The following is a 19,381-nucleotide window of genomic DNA, read 5'->3' on the forward strand; positions in this document are numbered from 1 at the left end:
CGGACGATCCGAGTGTGGGGTGACGGCGGGAGCCGACCAGCACATAGTATGGGCCCAATCACAACCAGGAGGAAGGTGGCCGGGTGAGCGGCTCCGTGTCCAGACGAACCGCCCTACGCGGGCTGGCGGCGGCCGCAGTGGCAGCCGGCGCAGCAGCACTACCCGTGGCATCGACCACCCGTCGAGCACTGGCCGACGACTTCCTCCGCGGGCAGAGTCCTCTCCTCTTCCATTCGCCGCCGCTGACGCCGTTCCGTGACGAACTGCCGCGATTGCCACTCATCAGCGGTACCGAGGTCACGCTCGACGCACACAGCTCCACCCATGCCTTCCATGCCGACCTGCGACCCGGTCCCACGTTCGGCTACGGCCAGTGCGACTACCTCGGGCCCACCATCGAGTCGCAGCAAGGCCAGCCCTGGACGCTGAAGTACTCGAACACCACCGCCGGTAACCCTCTCGCCGCCGACATCGACACCTCGCTGCACGGCATGAGCGAGATGGATCGCACGATGACGCCGACGTCGCTGCACCTGCACGGCAGCATCACCGAACCGGCGAGCGACGGTCACTCGGAGATGCTGGTGCGCCCCGGTGAATCCATGACGCACAACTTCCCGGGGCTCAACGACGCCGCAGGACTCTGGTACCACGACCACGCCATGTCGATCACGCGCATCAACGTCTACGCGGGCCTGCTCGGCATGAACCTCGTCCGTGATCGTTGGGACACCGGCACCTCCGACAACGCCCTCGGACTGCCCTCGGGTGAGTTCGAGCTGCCGCTGGTGCTGCAGGAAAAGATCATGAATCCCGACGGCAGCATGAGCATCCGTTCCAACATCACCGTGCCGCAGGGTAAGTGGGAAGGCGGCGGCACCGGCGACGTGGGCGTCGTGAACGGCAAGATCTGGCCGACGATGGAAGTCGCCCGCGGGATGTACCGGCTGCGCCTGGTCAACGCCGGGTCGTACAGTGTGTGGAACCTGTTCTTCACCAACAAGTTACGCTTCTGGGTCATCGGGAACGACGGGGGATTGCTCGACGCCCCGGTGGAAACCACCAGCATCCGCCTTGCGCCTGCCGAACGCGCCGACATCCTGGTCGACTTCGGTGCCGTCGAAGCAGGGGCGTTGGTCGAGTTGCTCAACGACGAACCGCCACCGGCTCAGGCGGCGTCGCTCGGAGCTGTCCCGATGCCGATGTTCTGCCAGTTCCGCGTCGCGTCCGCGGCGGGGTTCCGGGGCGTTATGCCGTCGTTGCTGCGCGGAGGAAAGGGGCAGCCGGATGTATTGCCGCCGTTGCCGACCCCCACCTTTACCCGCACCGTCACCGTGAACCAGCCCTCCAGTGGGCTGAACCTGGACATGACGCTGATGAACCTGAACAACCTGCGGTACTCCGACCCGGACATCGAGATGCCGAAGCAGGGCACCGTGGAGATGTGGAACATCGTCAACACGACGGTCGAACCACACCCGATTCACCTGCACCTGGCGCACTTTCGGACGCTGGGACGTATTCCGATCGACCTCGCCGCGTACCAACGCGACTTTCCCCGGCCCACGTTCGGCACCAGATGGGCTCCGCCGGTGGAGAAGTTCCTCACCGGTCCATCGGTGCCCCCGGCTACCTGGGAAGCCGGGTGGAAGGACACCGTCAACACGTACCCGGGCACCGTCACCCAGATCCTCGTCCGATTCCCGACGGCCGACGAACTCGGGTTCGACCCCGACGCCACCTTCGCGGGACCGGCAGCGCACCACGGCGGTAGCGATATGAGCGGCCACGATATGGGCGGTCATGACATGCCGGCTTCGGGTCCATCCGAATTGCAGGGGTACATGTGGCACTGCCACATGCTCGATCACGAGGACCACGAAATGATGCTGCGGTACCGCACCGTCGCTCCGTGACGTAGTCACCCGAACCTGTCCGGGGTCGGGAGCTGGTTGCGTTCACCGTCCGGTCGGCCCACACTGACCGAGCCGCGTAAGGCAATCACCGTGCTCGGTCGATCTTTCTGCCCATCGGCTGACTGCGACAACGGAACGGACCCCGGCCATGACCAGCGGAACCAAATCCGACCCGTGGGCTCTCACCACCGCCCCCGGCACCTCGGCGTACACCATGTACCGCGATCCCGACCACGAGCCACCTGCCCTCGTATGCCAGGTGGGTTCGACGACACTGCGATACCGCATCGAGGCAATCGAGGATTTGCACGGCTGGCTCACCGAACGTGCCGACTGGGTATTGCTCGGTGCCGCAGACGAGAAGAAGCCGGCTGCTCCTGACACGGTCGAAGCGTGGGGGCGCTCAGAGGACAACCCGGTCGGCGGTTGGTACGGGCTCAGGAACGGATACCGCGGCCGGTTCGGGATGTACCTGCCGCCGCTCCTCGAAGAGCTCGGCCTGGCCGAGCTCACTCACAATGCCCGGAACAACAGCATGCGTGCCCTGTAAAGCGGTCATCGAAAAAGTGTGTCGGTGGGTGGGTATAGCTTTCGTGGTGTGAAGACATGGGGGGATGTGTTCGGGCTCGCGGACCAGGAATTGGTCTCCGAGCTCGCTGACGTGACATCCCTCGAAAACGCACTCGCTGCAACCAGATTGACGCTGCTTGCCGAAATTGACCGACGTGGCTTGGCGATGAAACTCGGGCACTCGTCCGTCACCCGCTGGTACGCCCGATCGGTCCGGATCACCGACGGATCAGCGGCCCGCCAGAACGCACTGGGGTACTGGCTGCACGATCACCACACTGTGCTCGACGCCCTCGCCTGCGGTGAGATTCACGCCGCGCACGCCTCGGCAATCGCCGAGGGTTACGACGTCGTACTGGTGGCCGACCCGACGTTGGGTGAGGATCGACGCGCGGCCGTCGTCGCGGAACTGCTCGACACCGCTCGACGGAGCACCGCAGGCTCGGTCACTTCGCGTGCGCAAGCCTTGGCGCATTCAGCGGCAGACGATGCTCGTGCTCGTCACGAGAAGGCGGAGAAGGAACGACGCGAGCGGGAACGCGAAGATCTGAGCCGATCCCGCGATGCTGCCAGAGCCGGCCACGATGCGGGTGACCGTGATGTGAGTGGCGGTAATGCAGATGGCGGTGATGCGGGTAGTGGTGATGCAGGTGGTAATACCGGTCCCGAACCTGCTGGGCAGCAACCGCTTCCGGCGGGACCAAAGCCGGTGCCGGTGTCGGAGAACCCGGATCTGAACCGGTTCGATCTGCATCCTCTTGCCAACGGTCGTTATCAGCTCGGCGGCAGCGTCGACCGGCTCCTCGCCGAGAAAATGCTCACCGCCCTGTCGCCGTTGACTGCACCGCGGCCAGATCCCGGTGGCGAACGCGATCCACGTAGCCCGTCGAAGCGGCGAGCCGACGCCCTCGATCAGATCCTCGACCGGCACCTGCGCGGCAGCACCCGCGGGCCGGCGGGCGGGTCGCGGGCGGCGGTGCACCTGATCGTTCCGCTACGAGACTTGCTCGCCCACGGCGGCAAGGAGCAACCCGGAAGCGCAACAACGGATTCGACGGGAACCGGTGCATTCGCCGAGAGCTCGTCGAACGGCGGTGCCGGCCGTCGCTGTGCCGGTTCCGGCGGCGACTCTGTGCGGCACGAAGATGATGACAGCGCCGGTCTTACCGACCCGCGTCCTGACGGCGCAGCCCGAGGTAACACCGATGCTCTCGGCGAAGCAGCAAACGGTAGCAATACCACCGGTGGTGATTGCGGCGTGCAGAAGTCTGCGCCCGAGCCGGGCGACGCCGACTGGCCGTTCCACCTCGACTGGACCGGCCCGATCAGTCGCTTCCTTGCAGAACTTCTCACCTGCGACGCCGACCTGGCCCCGGTCATCGTCGACCACCACGGCGTTCCGCTCGCCCTCGGGCGCACCACCAGGCTCGCGAGCGACGATCAACGCATCGCGCTGACCATCCGCGATACCTGCTGCGTGATGTGTGGCCGCCCTGCGCAGTGGTGCCAAGCCCACCACGTGAAGTTCTGGGAAGACGGCGGCGCAACCGATCTGAACAACCTCGCGTTGGTGTGCGGGGAATGCCACCGACTCGTCCACCACGGCGACTGGCAACTGATCATGGGCGAGGACGGACACCCGTACGCCATCCCACCCGAATCCGTCGACCCCAGAAGACAACCACTCCCCAGCTACCACCGACGAAAACGACGCGCAGCCTGACCACTTATGGTCGGCCGCTGAAGCGCCCCAGCCATTCCCCATCGGAGCCTTGCGTCGGCCGCGCGGCCATCGGTGAGGCTTCGGCGTGCGGCCTCCCCGTATGCACGGCGCTGTCGATGAGCACGGACGGGCCCGACATCGCTTGTATCCGCGGTTCTCTCGCTCACCCGATCGCCATCGCCGGGCTGGCTTCCGCGGGGCACGACCGGCATGCATGGTCATTCGGGCCAACGCCGCGTCGACCAGAGAACTGAGCACCTCGCCAATCGGTGGCCGCCCAGGGACTAGTCGCTCGCCGCTCCAGCGGTGGACTATGCGTCGTCTACCCGTCGGTCAGGGGTCGACGACCGACCTAGGGCGGAGGTACCAGCCCTCGGTAGTGCGCCGCGATGTCGCCCGGAGTGGTGAACCAGACGCCGTCACTGTTGTCGGTCATGTGCTTCAGAGCCGAGCGGAACCGTCGAAGTCTGTAGGGCTGTCCAGTCAGGAAAGTGTGCAGGGAGATCGCCAGCACCACGGGTTGGTGCGACGAGTTCTCCTTCAGCTCGTCGAAGCTGTCGATTATGTTGTGCTCGAACGTTTCTGCGGTCTGATGGTGGTGAACGAACACCGGGAGATCGTTGACCTCGTGGGGATACGGGACGCTCAGCAATGGGCCGCCCCGGGTCTCTAGCCACACGGGTTGATCGTCGATCGGCCAATCCAAGGTGTACTCGTAACCGCGTTCGGCGAGCAGGTCTTCGGTCACGCGGCTGGGGTTGGCGCCGGGACTCATCCACCCGCGAGGCGGCGAGCCTTCGTGATGTTCGATAGCTGTCGTCACCTCGTCGATCGAGCGGCGCTCGGCGTCCTCGACCAGGTCGTTCGGTTGGACGGCATTGGTTCTGCCGTGCGCGACGACCTCTGCACCGAGAGCACGGAAAGCGTCGACCAGCCGTGGGGCATGCCCGTACACCTCGGTGTTCACGAGGAGTGTCGGGCGGACTCCGCTCTGCTGCAACGTCTCTGCGATCCGAAAACCACCCACGCGGTTGCCGTACTCACGCCAGCCCCAGTTGTAGGTGTTGGGCTGATCCATCGCGGGCGTGTATCCAAGCCCGGGTTCGCCGTCGTCGTAGGGAAAGTGTTCGCAGTTGACGGCGACGTACACCGCGAGGCGCGCGTCACCCGGCCAGTCGAACTGTGGCCGATCGACGATGGGGGAGTAGTCGAAGCGTCCGTGAGAGGCGAGTGGCATACCGGCAGAATTGCCCACGGCTCGTCGGCGCAAACTGCTTCACGGTCGATCGACTCACACGGAATTACGACGCTGATTGGCAACGAACCGCGCCTTCTTCTGACGATTTCCGCACGTATTCATGTCGCACCATTTCCGGCTGCGGCTCTGGCTGGTGTCGAAGAACGCGGCTCGGCAGGTGGGCGATGCGCACAGTGCCAACTTTCCGTCCCGATCGCCGGCGATGATGCTGATGGCGTCGGCAGCGATGACTCCCAGGGCGTCTTCGACGGCTGAGTCCGAGTTCAACTTCCATTGCCTGTTGCCCTCGGGCGTCAGGACCAACGACGCGTTGCCCCGAACGCTGTGGTCGTTGACGATCTGAATGGCCGACGTGGGCAGAGCCTCGTGGACTGCTGCTGCCGTCGCGGCGAGGTGTATCGCTTCTCGCAGTTCCAGGGCCAGGTCCAGTTGGGCCGCGGTGCAGTTGTCCACGGGGAGTCCATTCAGTGCCAACCAGTCGACGAACCGGTGCGGCACCGGGATTCGTTCCAGCGGGTCGCCGCGTCGCTCGGTCAGTGTCCCGGTGAACGCGGTGGACAGCACGCTGCCGGGGCGGAACTCGGGGAACTCGGCGGCCATGGGAACCAGCTTAGCCGGTTGCGAAGAGGTCACCTCGAGATGTAGAACTGGCTTAGCCGGTTCCAATCAAGGAGACCCCATGACGACACTCAACTCCACGCAGGTGCACGCATTCGAGTTCCTGGCGTCCGACGCGGACCTCGACGATCTACGTGCGCGATTGAAGGCTGCACGCCTTCCGGAAGCGGAGACGGTGTCGTTCGGCACGGGCCGATGGGAACAAGGCGTCCCTCTGGCCGACCTCGTCGAGACCGTCGACTATTGGCGCACCGAGTACGACTGGCGATCGTTCGAGGAACGACTCGGTCGAGTAGGCCAGTGGCGCACAACGATCGACGGCGTCGGCATTCACTTTCTGCACCGACGATCGGCACGCGCGGATGCCACCCCGCTGATCATGACCCATGGCTGGCCGGGCAGTTGCGTCGAATTTGTCGATATCGTGGACGAGTTGGCGGATCCCCGAGATGCCGAGGCACCGGCGTTCCACGTGGTGATCCCGTCTCTGCCCGGCTTCGGCTTCAGCGACAAGCCGAGTGCGACCGGATGGGGAACCGAGAAGATCGCGGCCGCGTGGGTCGAGTTGATGCACAGGCTGGGTTACGACCGGTTTCTGGCCCACGGTGGCGATTGGGGAGGCGTGATCACCACGATCCTCGGTGGCCGGTTTCCGGAGCATGTCATCGGAATCCACACAACTCTCGCGCAACCGCCACCGGGGATGACGACGGAAGCGCTCACTCCCTACGAGCGCAGATGGACCGACGAGAGCGAAAATTTCCGGCGGCATCACTGTGCGTACGCGAAACAACAGGCGACCCGGCCGCAAACGATCGGATACTCACTCGTCGACTCCCCGGTGGGGCTACTCGCCTGGATTCTCGACAAGTTCGCCGAATGGACGGATACCGACGACAGCCCCTTCGAGGCGATCTCCAGGGACACCATCCTCGACAACGTCACCCTGTACTGGCTCACGCGCACCGGTGCATCGTCGGCTCGGATCTATTGCGAGAGCCACAACTCGCTCGATCCGGATTTGCGGGTCGATGTTCCTGTGGCTATCACGACGTACCCCCACGACATCGAGAAGAATCCTCGGCCGTGGGCTCAGCACCGCTTCCGGCAGATCGTTCGATGGAAGGCTCCCGAGAGTGGGGGCCACTTTCCTTCGCTGGAAGATCCCACCTACTTCGTCAGGGATCTGCAAGAGGGCTTCGCGGCCGTACTTTCGGCCGCGGGTATTCGATGAAACAAGCTACCGAGCAATGATATTCGGCAGTAGCCGATCGCGTCAGGGCAGTCGGCGCGCTTGTGCTCGGGCGTAGTCCTCGGGGTGGTTCTTCTTCTGATTCGCTCGGACGGGGTAGAGCAGCAGCCAGAAGGCGAAGAAGCAGACTGCGCGGATTATCACCCACACGAACCACACCGGCCACACGATGAGCAGCCCCAGCTGAAGTATCTGTTTCAGCACCACGGGTGTGCCGTTCGCCAGCGCCAGCCAGCGCAGTGGATTCAGCTTGCGGAGAAAGCGTTTGGGCTCCGAATACGGCTCGTCGGGTCCGATGCTCAATGGCGAGACAGTGCTCGGCGGTGCTGTGGACATTGTCAAACCTGTCTCACGGTGATCGGAGCATCCCAGCTCCGATCACCGTGCTCGGCAACGAATTACGGGGTGATGACAGTCTGGTCGTCCACCTGGGTGGTGGCGTCGACCAGTAGGTCGAACTGATCGACGCTGCCGTCGACGTTGATCTGCAGGATGTAGTAGCCGTCCTGCCCGGTGATGATCGCGGTCTTCTGCGCCGACACCAGCTCGGCCCCTGTCTCGTCGACGTAGGTTCCGGCGATCTGGTACGCCGGGAAGCCCGACAGAGTCGACACGGCACCCTCGCCGGACGGGGTGAATTGGGGAAGGTTCATCAATTCGCCTGGGGCATAGTCGATGATGGCCTGAGGATCGACGTCGCCTTCGAGCTTGGAGACGATGGCGATCATGCTCGGGGTGCGTTCGTCGGCGGCGACCTCCGGGTAGATGATCGCACCGTAGGCCCACTCGGGGGTCTGTTCGGCCGCGTCCACCCAGCCTTCCGGGATGGCGAGGTTGATGGTGGGCGCGGTGGGATCGTCACGGGTGACGGGGATTTCGGTCAGGCCCGCGTCGACGATGTAGTCGGCGATGGTGGGGTTGGGGCCGGCGGGGGCTTCGGTGGTGGTGGCGGGTGCCAGCTTCTTGACCGTCGTGGTCGCGGCTGCCTCTGTTGTCGTGGTTGCGGCTGCCGAGGTCGTGGCCGTTGCCGTGTCGGAGCTACTGCTGCATCCGGCGGCGGTGAGCCCGAGTATCACCACGGCAGCACATGCGGCCCCACGAACGCCAATAGTAGAGAGTGTCATCGGTCCTCTTTCGTTCGTTCGGATACAGCATTCAGGTCGCTACAGCAGGGATCGAACCGACCGGATCGTAGAACCGTGACATTGGAAATGGATTGGAAGATCGGGTGCACCTTCCAATCGATTTCCAATCCTCGCTGGTTAGCGTCTGCAGCTATGAGGTCAGTAGTGAAGACGTTCGCGGTGGTCGGGGTGGTGGCGTTGGCCTTGTCCGCGTGCGGTGGCTCGGCGCAATCCGATTCCAGCACAACAGAATCGACACCCCAGGCGGTGGCAGGCGATGCGCCCGCAACCGTCGGGATGGTGGGCGATGCGTCCGATCCGGTGAACGAAATCGTCGCGGCCGCGATCGATGATCTGCAGTCGTATTGGGCCGAGCAATTCCCCGCTGTCTACGGCAGCGACTACACACCCGTCAGCGGTGGCTTCTATGCCGTCGTCCCGTCTTCCGGCGATGTGCCGCCGTGCGCGTCGTCGGCCGACGACATCGCGGGCAACGCCTTCTACTGCCCCAGCGCCGACGTAGTGGCGTGGGACAGCGAAGGTTTGCTCCCCGATCTGCAGCAACGGTTCGGCGACTTCGTGATTCCCATCGTGATGGCTCACGAGTGGGGGCACGCGATTCAGGCCAGGGCCAATTTCGAGGGCATGACCGTCACCAGTGAAATTCAGGCCGACTGCTTCGCGGGAGCGTGGGCGGCTCATGCGGTGTCCGACGCCACCGCCTTCGATCCGTCGCAGGCCGAACTCGACAGTGCTCTGGCCGGTTTCCTGTATCTGCGTGACGAGCCGGGTAGTTCGGCCGAGAGCGATTCGGCGCACGGCAGCGGCTTCGACCGCGTCAGTTCGTTTCAGACCGGGTTCGACGGCGGCCCGATGGACTGCAAACCGTACGTCGACGGCTCCCCTCCCGTCCTGCAGCTGCCGTTCACCAGCCAGTCCGACGCCGATCGGGGCGGCGACGCCCCGCTCGAGCAGATCATCGACGGCGTTCCGAAAGATCTCGAGGACTACTGGAGCGTGCTCTTTCCGGAGTTGACGGGCCGGCCGTGGGAGCCACTGAAGCCGGTCGTTGCGTTCGACCCGTCCGATGCTCCCGACTGTGGTGGCCAGTCTGCTTCCGGCTATGTGCTGTTCTACTGCGTGCCCGACGACTACGTGGGGTTCGATGCCGTCGATGCGATGCCGCGGTTCTACGAGCAGGGTGGGGACTTTGCCGTCGCGGCGCTCATCGCAACCCAGTACGGATTGGCGGGGATGGCACACGCCGGGATCGACGCCGACACCCAGGACACGTCCTTGCAGGGCGATTGCTTTGCCGGGAGTTGGGCGGCCAGCGTGTTGCTGCAGAACCGTCCCACCAGCGGATACACCCTCTCGCCCGGGGACCTGGACGAGGCGATCGCGTCGCTGCTGCTCTTTCGCGGCGACGGTGACGAATCACGGCAGGGGAGCGGGTTCCTGCGCGTCGAGGCGTTCCGGCACGGAGTGATGGACGGGGCCCAGGCCTGCATCTGACGGTCCGAACCAAAACTTAAAGTCAGGCTGGACTGTTTGTTGTTTTAGCGCTACTGTGCAAAGTGTGACTACCGACACAGGATTGAACGACGCCGAGCCGACCGGGCGGCGTACGCAGGCCGAGCGCACCGCGGGCACCCGCGCGAAGTTGCTCGACGCCGCGATCGACTGCCTCGTCGAACTGGGCTTCGCCAAGACCAGCACGCAGGAAATAGCGCGGCGCGCCGGTGTGTCTCGGGGAGCGCAACTGCACCACTTTCCGTCCAAGGAGTCGTTGGTGATCGCGGCCGTCGAGCACCTGGTCGACCGCAGGCTCTCGGAGATCCTCGAGGCCGAGCCCGATCCGGCGCGCGGACCCGAGATTCTCGCCGACGCGTTTTCCGGGCCCCTCTTCTATGCCGCCCTCGAACTCTGGGTAGCGGCCCGTACCGATCCGGCGCTGCACGAGGCGATGATCCCCCTCGAACGACGCGTCGCCGAGGCAATTCAGGGTGGTGCCCAGATCGTCATGGGTAGCAAGATGTCGCCCGAATCCATCGAGCTCAGTGTCGAACTCGCCCGCGGCCTGGCCGTCTCGGCGCTGTTCCGTACTCCCGAGGCCGACGCGCAACTGCGTGAGCGGCTCCTTCCGATCTGGTCCGAAAAGGTGATGACGTCATGAGTCTCGAGCAGCGCGTGGACATCCTCGTCGTGGGAGCCGGGTTCGCCGGTCTGGCAGCCGTGGCGAAGATCCTCGCCGCCGATCCGGCCGCCGACGTCACCGTCATCGAGCGTGCGTCCGATGTGGGCGGCACGTGGCGAGACAACACGTATCCGGGGTGCGCCTGCGATGTGCCTACCTCGCTCTACTCGTTCTCGTTCGCTCCCAGCCCCGAGTGGAGTCATACCTTCGCGCGTCAGCCGGAGCTGTTCTCCTACCTGAAATCGGTGGTGGAGCGGCTGGGACTGCAGCGCAGGATCGTCACCGACTGCGAATTGCAGAGCGCCACCTGGGATTCGAGCACCTCGCGGTGGTCGGTGCAGACGTCGAAGGGCGCAACGAGCGCGCGGGTTCTGGTTGCCGCCACCGGAGCGCTGTCGACCCCGAAGATTCCGGACGTGCCCGGTATCGACACGTTCTCCGGCACCGTGTTCCACTCCGCCACGTGGAATCACGAGCACGACCTCACCGGTGAACGCATCGCCGTCATCGGCACCGGAGCGTCTGCGGTGCAGTTCGTCCCCGAGATCGTCGACCGCGCGCAGCGGCTCACCGTCTTCCAGCGCACCCCCGCCTGGGTCATCCCGCGACTCGATCGCACCATCGGCCGGCTCGAAAGAACGCTGTACGAGAAGATTCCTGCGGCCCATCGTGCGGTGCGCGGCATCATCTACGGCTATCGCGAGGCCTACGTGACGGTTCTGGCCGACAATCCGTGGATGCTGCCCGCGGTGAAGGTTTTCGCGAAGGCGAACCTGAAGCGGCAGGTCAAGAACCCCGCGACGCGGGCCGCTCTGACCCCCGACTACGCACCCGGCTGCAAAAGGCTTCTGCTGTCCAACGATTGGCTCCGGACGCTCGACCGTCCGGACGTCGATCTCGTGACGTCGGGCCTGACGTCTGTGACCGAGAACGGCGTGGTCGACGCCTCGGGTCGCAACCACGAGGTGGATACGATCATCTTCGCGACGGGGTTCACTCCCACCGAACCGCCGGTGTCGCATCTGTTGCGCGGCAACGACGGTCGTACTCTCGCGGAGCGTTGGGGCGGTAGCCCGCAGGCGCACCTCGGTACCACTGTCGCCGGGTTCCCGAACCTGTTCCTGATGTACGGCCCCAACACCAACCTCGGGCACAGCTCCATCGTGTACATGCTCGAGTCGCAGGCCAACTACGTGGTCTCCGCGCTGAAGGAAATGATGGATCGCAGGATTGCGGCCGTCGAGGTCAACGAATCGGCTCAGCGGCAGCACAATTCGTGGGTCGACTCCGCGCTCGACGGCACCGTGTGGAATGCCGGCGGCTGCTCGAGCTGGTACCTCGATGCCAACGGTCGCAACTCCACGATGTGGCCTACCTACACATTCCGGTTCCGCAACAAGACGCGAGAGTTCGATGTCTCGAACTATCGAATCGTCCCCGGTACTCCCGAACAAGACACTCTCGAATCAGACAACGAGGTGGTATCCGCATGAGCGACTACGACGTATTGATCATCGGCTCCGGTTTCGGCGGCAGCGTTGCCGCGCTGCGGGCCGTCGAGAAGGGCTACCGGGTGGCAGTTCTGGAATCCGGTCGCCGATTCGAGGACGACGAGCTGCCCAAGACCAGCTGGCGGCTACGCAAGTACCTATGGGCTCCGGCGTTGGGTTGCTATGGCGTGCAACGTATCCACCTGCTGCCCGATGTGCTGGTGATGGCAGGAGCCGGCGTGGGCGGTGGCTCGCTGAACTACGCGAACACGCTGTACCAGCCACCGGCGAAGTTCTTCGAGGACCCGCAGTGGGGTTCGATCACCGACTGGCAGCGCGAGTTGAATCCGTACTACGACCAGGCGCGTCGGATGCTCGGCGTCGAGACCAACCCCACCATCACCGCCTCGGACAAGGTGATGAAGGAAGTGGCCGAGGACATGGGAGTGGGGGACACGTTCACCTCGACGCCGGTGGGCGTGTACTTCGGTGACCGCGGCAAGACGGCACCCGACCCGTTCTTCGGTGGTGCCGGTCCCGAACGCACCGGCTGCACCGAATGCGGATCGTGCATGACGGGCTGCCGCGTCGGTGCGAAGAACACACTCGTCAAGAACTACCTCTATCTGGCCGAACATGCAGGCGCGCATGTTCTTCCGTTGACCACGGTCGTCGACGTGCGGCCCAACGGCGCAGGCTACGACGTGGTGACGCGTCGGACCGGTGGGAAGCTGCGCCGCAAGGAGAAGACCATCACCGCCGATCAGGTCATTTTCTCGGCCGGCACCTACGGCACGCAGAAGCTGATGCTCGCAGCCAAGGAGAAGGGTTCGTTGCCGCGATTGTCGGACAGGATCGGCTCGTTGGTGCGCACCAATTCCGAGGCGGTCCTCGCCGCGACCGCCCGCGGCCGTGAGGTCGACTACCACGAGGGTGTGGCGATCACGTCGTCGTTCCATCCCGACGACCACACTCACATCGAGCCGGTGCGATACGGCAAGGGCAGCAACGCGATCGGACTGTTGCAGACGGTGCTGAGCGACGGCGGCGGCAAGATGCCCCGGGTGCTCAAGACCCTCGGCGTCGCCCTGCGCCATCCCGGCGCTGCGGTGCGGAGCCTGTCGGTGCACCGGTGGTCGGAGCGAACCGTCATCGCGTTGGTCATGCAGACCGACGACAACTCGCTCGAACTCGGCTCGAAGAAGGGCCCGTTCGGTCGCCGGCTCACCAGTAGGCCCGGTGCGGGCGATCCACCGCCGCAGTGGATTCCGCAGGGACACACAGCGATCAGGTTGCTCGCCGACAAGATCGGCGGCGACCCGGGCGGGTCGATCGCGGAGATCGTCAACATTCCGATGACGGCGCACTTCCTCGGTGGCTGCGCCATCGGTGACTCGCCGAAGACCGGTGTGATCGACGGCTACCAGCGTGTGTACGGCTACGACGGATTGCATGTGCTCGACGGCTCGGCCGTCAGCGCCAACCTCGGGGTCAATCCGTCGCTGACCATCACCGCGCAGGCCGAGCGTGCAATGGCGTTGTGGCCCAACAAGGGTGAGACCGACAAGCGCCCCGCGGCGGGTAGCGAGTACCGGGAAGTTACACCCACACAGCCGGTCCGCCCGGTGGTGCCGGTGTCCGCGCCGGGTGCGCTGCGGCTTCCGTTGACCGTGGTGGGGAGGGACTCCTGATGTGGAGCGTGCCCGAGTCCGAGACCGAGCGCACCGATTGGCCGGTCAGCCCTGCAGCGCCATGGCCTGCCAACGTCCGGGCCACGATCTGGTGGCATCGAGCACGGTCGTCGGAGTTCGGTCCGTCCGGAGCTACAACCCTGCCGATCACGATGGCCATGGTGGTCGATTACGTGACATCACCCGTCGGTCCGTACCGCGAGATTCTGGCGAGCCCAGTTCTGCGCCGAGACGTCGGTCGCACTCCTCGGATGGCGGTTCCGTTCATCGCCGTCGATTCCGCCACGTCCGTACACGGCGGTAGGACCAACTGGCACCTGCCCAAGGTGCTGGCCGAGTTCGACGGCGAAGTCTTGGGAAAGGCCGGGGTGAGCAGCGGCGAGTGGTCGGTGCACACCGATTCTCGCGGCTACGGACCGCAGTTTCCGATGCTCGGGTCCATCGGATTCGCGCAACCGGTCGACGGCGGCTCGGCCGTCGGTATCGCTCGTCTGAAGGGTAAGGCCAGGTTGGCCCGGGTCCGGGTGGAAGCGACGGGACCGACGTTGAGCCGCTGGATGCCGTCGGGCACCTATTTCGGACTGCAGATCGTGTCGGGGTCGATGCGAACCGGTGAAGCGCAGTTGGTGCCCTGAAAGCCGTTCTTTTCTTGACTTAGTCCAGATTGATTGCATGCTGAAAGCCGGAGACGTCGCCGCGTCAGGGGTTTATGTCGCAGCCCCGCGAGGCATTCTCTCCACGAAGCGGTCCAGCGTCCGGCCGTTCAGTGCGTCCCCGGGACAGCCCTCCCGGTTTTACTCCAGCCATCAGGAGGCTTCGTATGACCAAGCCGATCAATAAGCCCACCACCAGCAACTCGGGAATTCCAGTACCCAGCGACGACCAGTCGCTCACCGCCGGGACGCAGGGTCCGATCCTCCTGCACGATCACTACCTGATCGAGAAGATGGCCCAGTTCAACCGTGAGCGGGTCCCGGAGCGCGTCGTGCACGCCAAGGGCGCAGGCGCGTTCGGTGAACTCGAGATCACCGGAGACATCAGCAAGTACACCAAGGCGAAGGCTCTGCAGCCTGGTGCCAAGACCGAGATGCTGGCACGCTTTTCCACGGTCGCGGGCGAGCAGGGCAGCCCCGACACCTGGCGCGATCCGCGTGGCTTCTCGCTGAAGTTCTACACCGAGGAAGGCAACTGGGATCTGGTCGGCAACAACACCCCGATCTTCTTCGTCAAGGACCCGATCAAGTTCCAGGACTTCATCCGCAGCCAGAAGCGCATGCCCGATTCCGGCCTGCGCGACAACAACATGCAGTGGGACTTCTGGACCCTCTCGCCCGAGTCGGCACACCAGGTGACCTGGCTCATGGGTGACCGCGGCATTCCGAAGTCGTTCCGCCACATGGACGGATTCGGCTCGCACACATACCAGCTGATTGCCGAGGACGGCACGAAGACCTGGGTGAAGTTCCACTTCAAGACCGATCAGGGTATCGATTTCCTGACGCAGGACAAGGCGGACGAGGTTGCGGGTACGTCGCCCGACCACCACCGTCAGGACCTGTTCGGATCCATCAAGAACGGCGACTTCCCCAGCTGGACCCTCAAGGTGCAGCTCATGCCGTACGACGATGCCGAGAACTACAAGTACAACCCGTTCGACCTCACCAAGGTCTGGTCGCAGAAGGACTACCCGCTGATCGAGGTCGGCAAGATGACCTTGAACCGCAACCCGGAGAACTTCTTCGCTCAGATCGAGCAGAGCTCGTTCGAGCCCTCCAACACCGTGCCCGGCATCGGCTTCAGCCCCGACAAGATGCTGCTCGGCCGTGTGTTCTCCTACGCCGACGCGCACCGGTACCGCATCGGAGCGAACTACGCGCAGCTGCCGGTCAACGCCCCGAAGTCCGAGGTCAACTCGTACTCCAAGGACGGCAACATGCGGTACTCGTTCAACTCCCCGGAGACGCCCGTCTACGCCCCGAACTCGTTCGGCGGCCCATCGGCGGACACGAACAAGTACGGCGACGACGGAGCGTGGGACTTCGAGCCTCGTTTCGTGCGCACCGGGTACATCGAGCACCCCGAGGACGGCGACTTCGTGCAAGCGGGAGCCTTGGTCCGCGAGGTCATGGACGACGCCCAGCGTGAGCGTCTCGTCGGAAACATCGTCGGCCACGTCCTCAACGGCGTCAGCGAGCCCGTCCTGAGCCGAGTGTTCGAGTACTGGACCAACGTCGACCCCGAGCTGGGCAAGAAGGTCGAGGAAGGTGTTCGATCGCAGCAGAACGAGACTGCGCCGACCACCGGTGCCGGCGCAATCGACGATCCGTCCGACGAGGCCGCCAAGGTCTGATCCGACCGACCCTGGGATCGGCGTCACAGCGATGATGGCGTCGATCCGGAACAACGTGGGCCGACGTGCCGTTGTGTAGTACAGACGAAAGAACAATAATGGTGTGCGATGCATACCGTCGTCCAACGGCAGGGAGGCCACATCATGACGAACCCCATCACCAGCACTCTCGACGCAGGCCAGCAGAAGATTGCGGGCGACGCGCTTCAGGGCACCGTGGTCGATCTCATCGACCTCTCGCTCATCGCGAAGCAGGCGCACTGGAACGTGATCGGCAAGAACTTCCGTTCCGTTCACCTCGAGCTCGACGAATTGGTCACTGCTGCACGTGAGTTCACCGATCAGGCGGCCGAGCGCGCCACTGCCATCGGCGTCAGCCCCGACGGCCGCGCAGCTACCGTCTCGTCGACCGCAGGCACCAAGGGCTTCGGTGCCGGGTGGACTCAGGACAGTGAGGTCGTGCCCGCCGTTGTCGACAACATCGCTGCCGTGGTGGAGCGTCTCCGCGGACGCATCGCCGACACCGGCGAAGCCGATCCGGTGACGCAGGACCTGCTCATCGGCATCACCGCGCGCCTCGAGCAGTTGCACTGGATGTGGCAGGCGCAGGCCAGCTGACGTTTCTTTCCACCCGACAGGCCCCCCGCGCACAGCGGGGGGCCTGTTGTTTGCGTGCACCACCCCCGGGTATCCGAGAACCATGCGTGTTTCGAACCCCGCCGTCGGGGCTGTTCTGTTCGACATCGACGGAACCCTCGTCGATTCCAATTACGTGCACGTCGACGCCTGGTCGCGAGCGTTTCGTGAAGCCGGGCACGAAGTGCCGTCGTGGCGTATTCATCGCAGCATCGGGATGGACGGGTCGAAGTTGCTGGAGGCACTGGTCGGCTCGTCCGACAGTGCGGTGGCGCAGGAAGCGAAGAAGCTGCACGGCGAGTACTACGCCGATGCCTCGTCCGATCTCGAAGTGCTCCCGGATGCCCGTGAACTGTTGGCGGACTTGAATACCCGTGGACTCACCGTTGTGCTGGCCACATCCGCCCCCGAGAGCGAGCTCTCGACTCTGCGTGATCTGCTCGACGTCGAGGACTCGGTTGCGGTTGTGACGTCCGGTGAGGACGCCGAGGTGGCCAAGCCCGAGCCCGACATCGTCGCGGTTGCGCTGGAGCGTGCCGGTGTTCAGGCGGAGCGTGCGGTGATGGTCGGCGACAGTGTGTGGGACATCGAAGCGGCCGGACGTGCGGGAGTACGCGCCATCGGTGTGCTGAGCGGTGGCATCTCGCGCAGCGAACTGCTCGACGCGGGAGCGGTAGCCGTGTTCGACGACCCCGCCGATCTGCTCGCCAACATCGAGACCAGCCCCATCTACTCCGACGAAAAGGCAAGTGCTTGAGCGAGTTCCGTAAGCCGCACCCCAGGGTCGACGGCTACGTCCCCATCGAGAGCTACGGTGCGATCGGCGACGGCCGGACCGTGGCGATGATCGCCGACGACGGCCGCATCGACTGGTTTCCGGTTCCGAATCTCGATTCACCGCCTCCGTTCGCGGCGCTGCTCGACGCGCCACACGGCGGTTACATCGAACTCGCGCCGCGGGACGAATTCACCGTCGAGCGTGAATTCGTCCCTGGCACCAACGTATTGAGTTCCACATTCCGTACCGACTCCGGCACCGTGCGCATCACCGACTCGCTCAACACCGGCGTGGCCGGACGGTTGCCCTGGGTGGAGTTGGCACGTCGCGTCGAGGGTCTCGCCGGCAGTGTCGAGCTGACGTGGGCGGTCGCGCCGGGGACCATGCTCGGGATCGCCTCGCCGTGGGCGTACGACACCGAGCACGGAACCGTCCTGCGCGTCGACGGATTGACCTTGGCGGTAAGGACATTGGGCATAGAGGACGTGCAGCTCGCGGACCGCGACATCAGCGGTGTCTTCACCACCCACCCGGGCTCACGGCACGTACTCGGTGTGGTGGGAACCGAGAACGAACCGCTGCCGCTGCCGGATCCGCAGCACCTCGACGAGGGAATCGACCGGACCATCGCCAATTGGCGTGTGTGGTCGGACGAGTTCTCGTACCAGGGCCCGTGGTCGGAGCATGTCGCTCGCAGTGCGCTGGCACTGAAGTTGTTGCTGCACAGCCCGTCCGGCGCGATAGCAGCCGCTGCAACGACCTCACTGCCCGAGAACCGCACCGGTGGCAAGAACTGGGACTACCGCTACGCGTGGGTTCGCGATGCCGCGTACACGATTCGCGCCCTGCAGCGGTTCGGTCTTCGTGAGGAAATCCACGCGGCGGTGGCGTGGCTGCTGAAAGTCATCCGATCAAACGATCCCTTGGTCAACGTCTTCTACACCCTCGGCGGTGAATTGCCTGGCGGGACCGAGCAGCCCGACGTGCCCGGCTGGCGAGGCATCGGGCCGGTGGTGAACGGTAACGCCGCGGCAGATCAACTGCAGTTGATGATCTTCGGGGATCTGTTCTCGATCATTCGGCAGTACGTGGACGCGGGGAACATCCTGGACGCGCAGACCGGTCGACTGCTGGCCACCATCGCGGACGAGGCATGCGATTCGTGGCAGCGCAAGGACGCCGGAATCTGGGAGCTCGAGGACGAGCAGCACTACACCAGCTCCAAGCTCGGTTGCTGGCAGGCGCTGGACTGCGCCGTGCACCTGGCGGAAGCCGGGGAGATCCCGGGCATACCGGATAGATGGAAAGCCGAGAAAGAATGCATTCGGCGCTACATCGAAACCGAGTGCTGGTCCGACGAGCGGCAGGCCTACCTCGCGTACCCGGGCGCCGACGGACTCGACGCATCCGTGCTGTTGGCCGCCGAGATGGATTTCGATCGTGGAGAACGACTCTCGTCGACCATCGATGCTCTCGTCGACGAGCTCGGTGCCGGGCCGCTGATGTATCGCTACAGCGGAGTCGCACAGGAAGAAGCGACCTTCGTGGCCTGCGCCTTCTGGCGGGTGTCGGCATTGTCGTGCGTCGGCCGAGACGACGAGGCCACAGCTCTGATGGACCAGCTGGTGGCGCTGTCCAACGACGTCGGGTTGTACAGCGAAATGATCGATGCTTCGGATGGGTCGTTTCTGGGTAACTTCCCGCAGGGCTTGAGCCACCTGGCCCTGGTGAACGCGGCGCTGACCATTGCGCGCTCGCACGACGCCACAGCCTGACAA

17 protein-coding genes and 1 pseudogene are annotated in these 19,381 nt (G+C 64.7%); 14 read left to right on the plus strand and 4 right to left on the minus strand.

Annotation, left to right across the window (positions count from 1 at the left end; genetic code table 11):
• Positions 1-83 precede the first annotated feature (83 nt).
• The 3 genes from CH286_RS11605 (at position 84) to CH286_RS28165 (ending at position 4,209) form a co-directional block, all read left to right on the plus strand.
• A complete protein-coding gene (locus CH286_RS11605) occupies positions 84-1,916 on the plus strand; it encodes a multicopper oxidase family protein (protein ID WP_037150005.1) in 1,833 nt (610 codons plus the stop codon).
• A 148-nt stretch (positions 1,917-2,064) separates the two neighbouring features.
• Positions 2,065-2,466: a DUF6855 family protein gene (locus CH286_RS11610; RefSeq protein WP_032380001.1), complete on the plus strand. Its 402-nt coding sequence runs from the start codon at positions 2,065-2,067 to the stop codon at positions 2,464-2,466.
• Between the two features lie 48 nt (positions 2,467-2,514).
• Positions 2,515-4,209, plus strand: a complete 1,695-nt coding sequence (locus CH286_RS28165; RefSeq protein ID WP_242640218.1) for an HNH endonuclease signature motif containing protein — start codon at positions 2,515-2,517, stop codon at positions 4,207-4,209.
• Between the two features lie 352 nt (positions 4,210-4,561).
• Here the strand turns inward: CH286_RS28165 and CH286_RS11625 are convergent, their stop codons facing one another.
• Both CH286_RS11625 and CH286_RS11630 read right to left on the minus strand, forming a co-directional pair.
• Positions 4,562-5,446, minus strand: a complete 885-nt coding sequence (locus CH286_RS11625; RefSeq protein WP_037149999.1) for a polysaccharide deacetylase family protein — start codon at positions 5,444-5,446, stop codon at positions 4,562-4,564.
• A gap of 54 nt (positions 5,447-5,500) precedes the next feature.
• Entirely contained in the window at positions 5,501-6,067 is a 567-nt protein-coding gene (locus CH286_RS11630) for a CGNR zinc finger domain-containing protein (protein WP_094609282.1), read from the minus strand.
• Between the two features lie 79 nt (positions 6,068-6,146).
• Between CH286_RS11630 and CH286_RS11635 the strand changes: the two genes are divergently transcribed.
• Positions 6,147-7,319 carry an epoxide hydrolase family protein gene (locus CH286_RS11635; RefSeq protein ID WP_094609283.1) on the plus strand — a complete coding sequence of 391 codons (1,173 nt, stop codon included), beginning with the start codon at positions 6,147-6,149 and terminating at the stop codon, positions 7,317-7,319.
• 42 nt (positions 7,320-7,361) lie between these two features.
• Here CH286_RS11635 and CH286_RS11640 read toward each other — a convergent pair whose 3' ends face one another.
• Together CH286_RS11640 and CH286_RS11645 are read right to left on the minus strand one after the other, a co-directional pair.
• Positions 7,362-7,673 carry a hypothetical protein gene (locus tag CH286_RS11640; protein WP_052077812.1) on the minus strand — a complete coding sequence of 104 codons (312 nt, stop codon included), beginning with the start codon at positions 7,671-7,673 and terminating at the stop codon, positions 7,362-7,364.
• A gap of 62 nt (positions 7,674-7,735) precedes the next feature.
• Positions 7,736-8,461 carry an LpqN/LpqT family lipoprotein gene (locus tag CH286_RS11645; RefSeq protein WP_032380005.1) on the minus strand — a complete coding sequence of 242 codons (726 nt, stop codon included), beginning with the start codon at positions 8,459-8,461 and terminating at the stop codon, positions 7,736-7,738.
• Between the two features lie 51 nt (positions 8,462-8,512).
• Between CH286_RS11645 and CH286_RS28170 the strand changes: the two are divergent.
• The 10 genes and pseudogenes from CH286_RS28170 to CH286_RS11690 form a co-directional block, all read left to right on the plus strand.
• Positions 8,513-8,713 (plus strand): annotated as a pseudogene (locus tag CH286_RS28170) (hypothetical protein); the annotation flags it as partial.
• A gap of 45 nt (positions 8,714-8,758) precedes the next feature.
• On the plus strand, positions 8,759-9,976 hold the full coding sequence (locus CH286_RS28420) for a neutral zinc metallopeptidase (RefSeq protein WP_349290434.1): 1,218 nt from the start codon (positions 8,759-8,761) through the stop codon (positions 9,974-9,976).
• A gap of 55 nt (positions 9,977-10,031) precedes the next feature.
• Positions 10,032-10,637 carry a TetR/AcrR family transcriptional regulator gene (locus tag CH286_RS11655; protein WP_094609284.1) on the plus strand — a complete coding sequence of 202 codons (606 nt, stop codon included), beginning with the start codon at positions 10,032-10,034 and terminating at the stop codon, positions 10,635-10,637.
• A complete protein-coding gene (locus CH286_RS11660; protein ID WP_094609285.1) occupies positions 10,634-12,151 on the plus strand; it encodes a flavin-containing monooxygenase in 1,518 nt (505 codons plus the stop codon). The genes CH286_RS11655 and CH286_RS11660 overlap by 4 nt, the downstream gene beginning before the upstream one ends.
• Positions 12,148-13,839, plus strand: a complete 1,692-nt coding sequence (locus CH286_RS11665) for a GMC oxidoreductase (RefSeq protein ID WP_094609286.1) — start codon at positions 12,148-12,150, stop codon at positions 13,837-13,839. The genes CH286_RS11660 and CH286_RS11665 overlap by 4 nt, the downstream gene beginning before the upstream one ends.
• Positions 13,839-14,474, plus strand: a complete 636-nt coding sequence (locus CH286_RS11670) for an acetoacetate decarboxylase family protein (protein WP_032404568.1) — start codon at positions 13,839-13,841, stop codon at positions 14,472-14,474. Before CH286_RS11665 ends, CH286_RS11670 begins: the two co-directional genes overlap by 1 nt.
• Positions 14,475-14,659: 185 nt before the next feature.
• A complete protein-coding gene (locus CH286_RS11675; RefSeq protein WP_032380010.1) occupies positions 14,660-16,189 on the plus strand; it encodes a catalase in 1,530 nt (509 codons plus the stop codon).
• A 144-nt stretch (positions 16,190-16,333) separates the two neighbouring features.
• Positions 16,334-16,807: a Dps family protein gene (locus tag CH286_RS11680; RefSeq protein WP_032380678.1), complete on the plus strand. Its 474-nt coding sequence runs from the start codon at positions 16,334-16,336 to the stop codon at positions 16,805-16,807.
• Between the two features lie 82 nt (positions 16,808-16,889).
• Positions 16,890-17,582 carry an HAD family hydrolase gene (locus tag CH286_RS11685; protein WP_094609287.1) on the plus strand — a complete coding sequence of 231 codons (693 nt, stop codon included), beginning with the start codon at positions 16,890-16,892 and terminating at the stop codon, positions 17,580-17,582.
• Positions 17,579-19,378 (plus strand): glycoside hydrolase family 15 protein, encoded by a 1,800-nt coding sequence (locus CH286_RS11690; RefSeq protein ID WP_094609288.1) that lies wholly within the window; start codon positions 17,579-17,581, stop codon positions 19,376-19,378. The genes CH286_RS11685 and CH286_RS11690 overlap by 4 nt, the downstream gene beginning before the upstream one ends.
• The last annotated feature ends 3 nt before the right edge of the window (positions 19,379-19,381 follow it).

The organism is Rhodococcus sp. WWJCD1 (genome assembly GCF_002258735.1).
Lineage (GTDB): Bacteria > Actinomycetota > Actinomycetes > Mycobacteriales > Mycobacteriaceae > Rhodococcoides.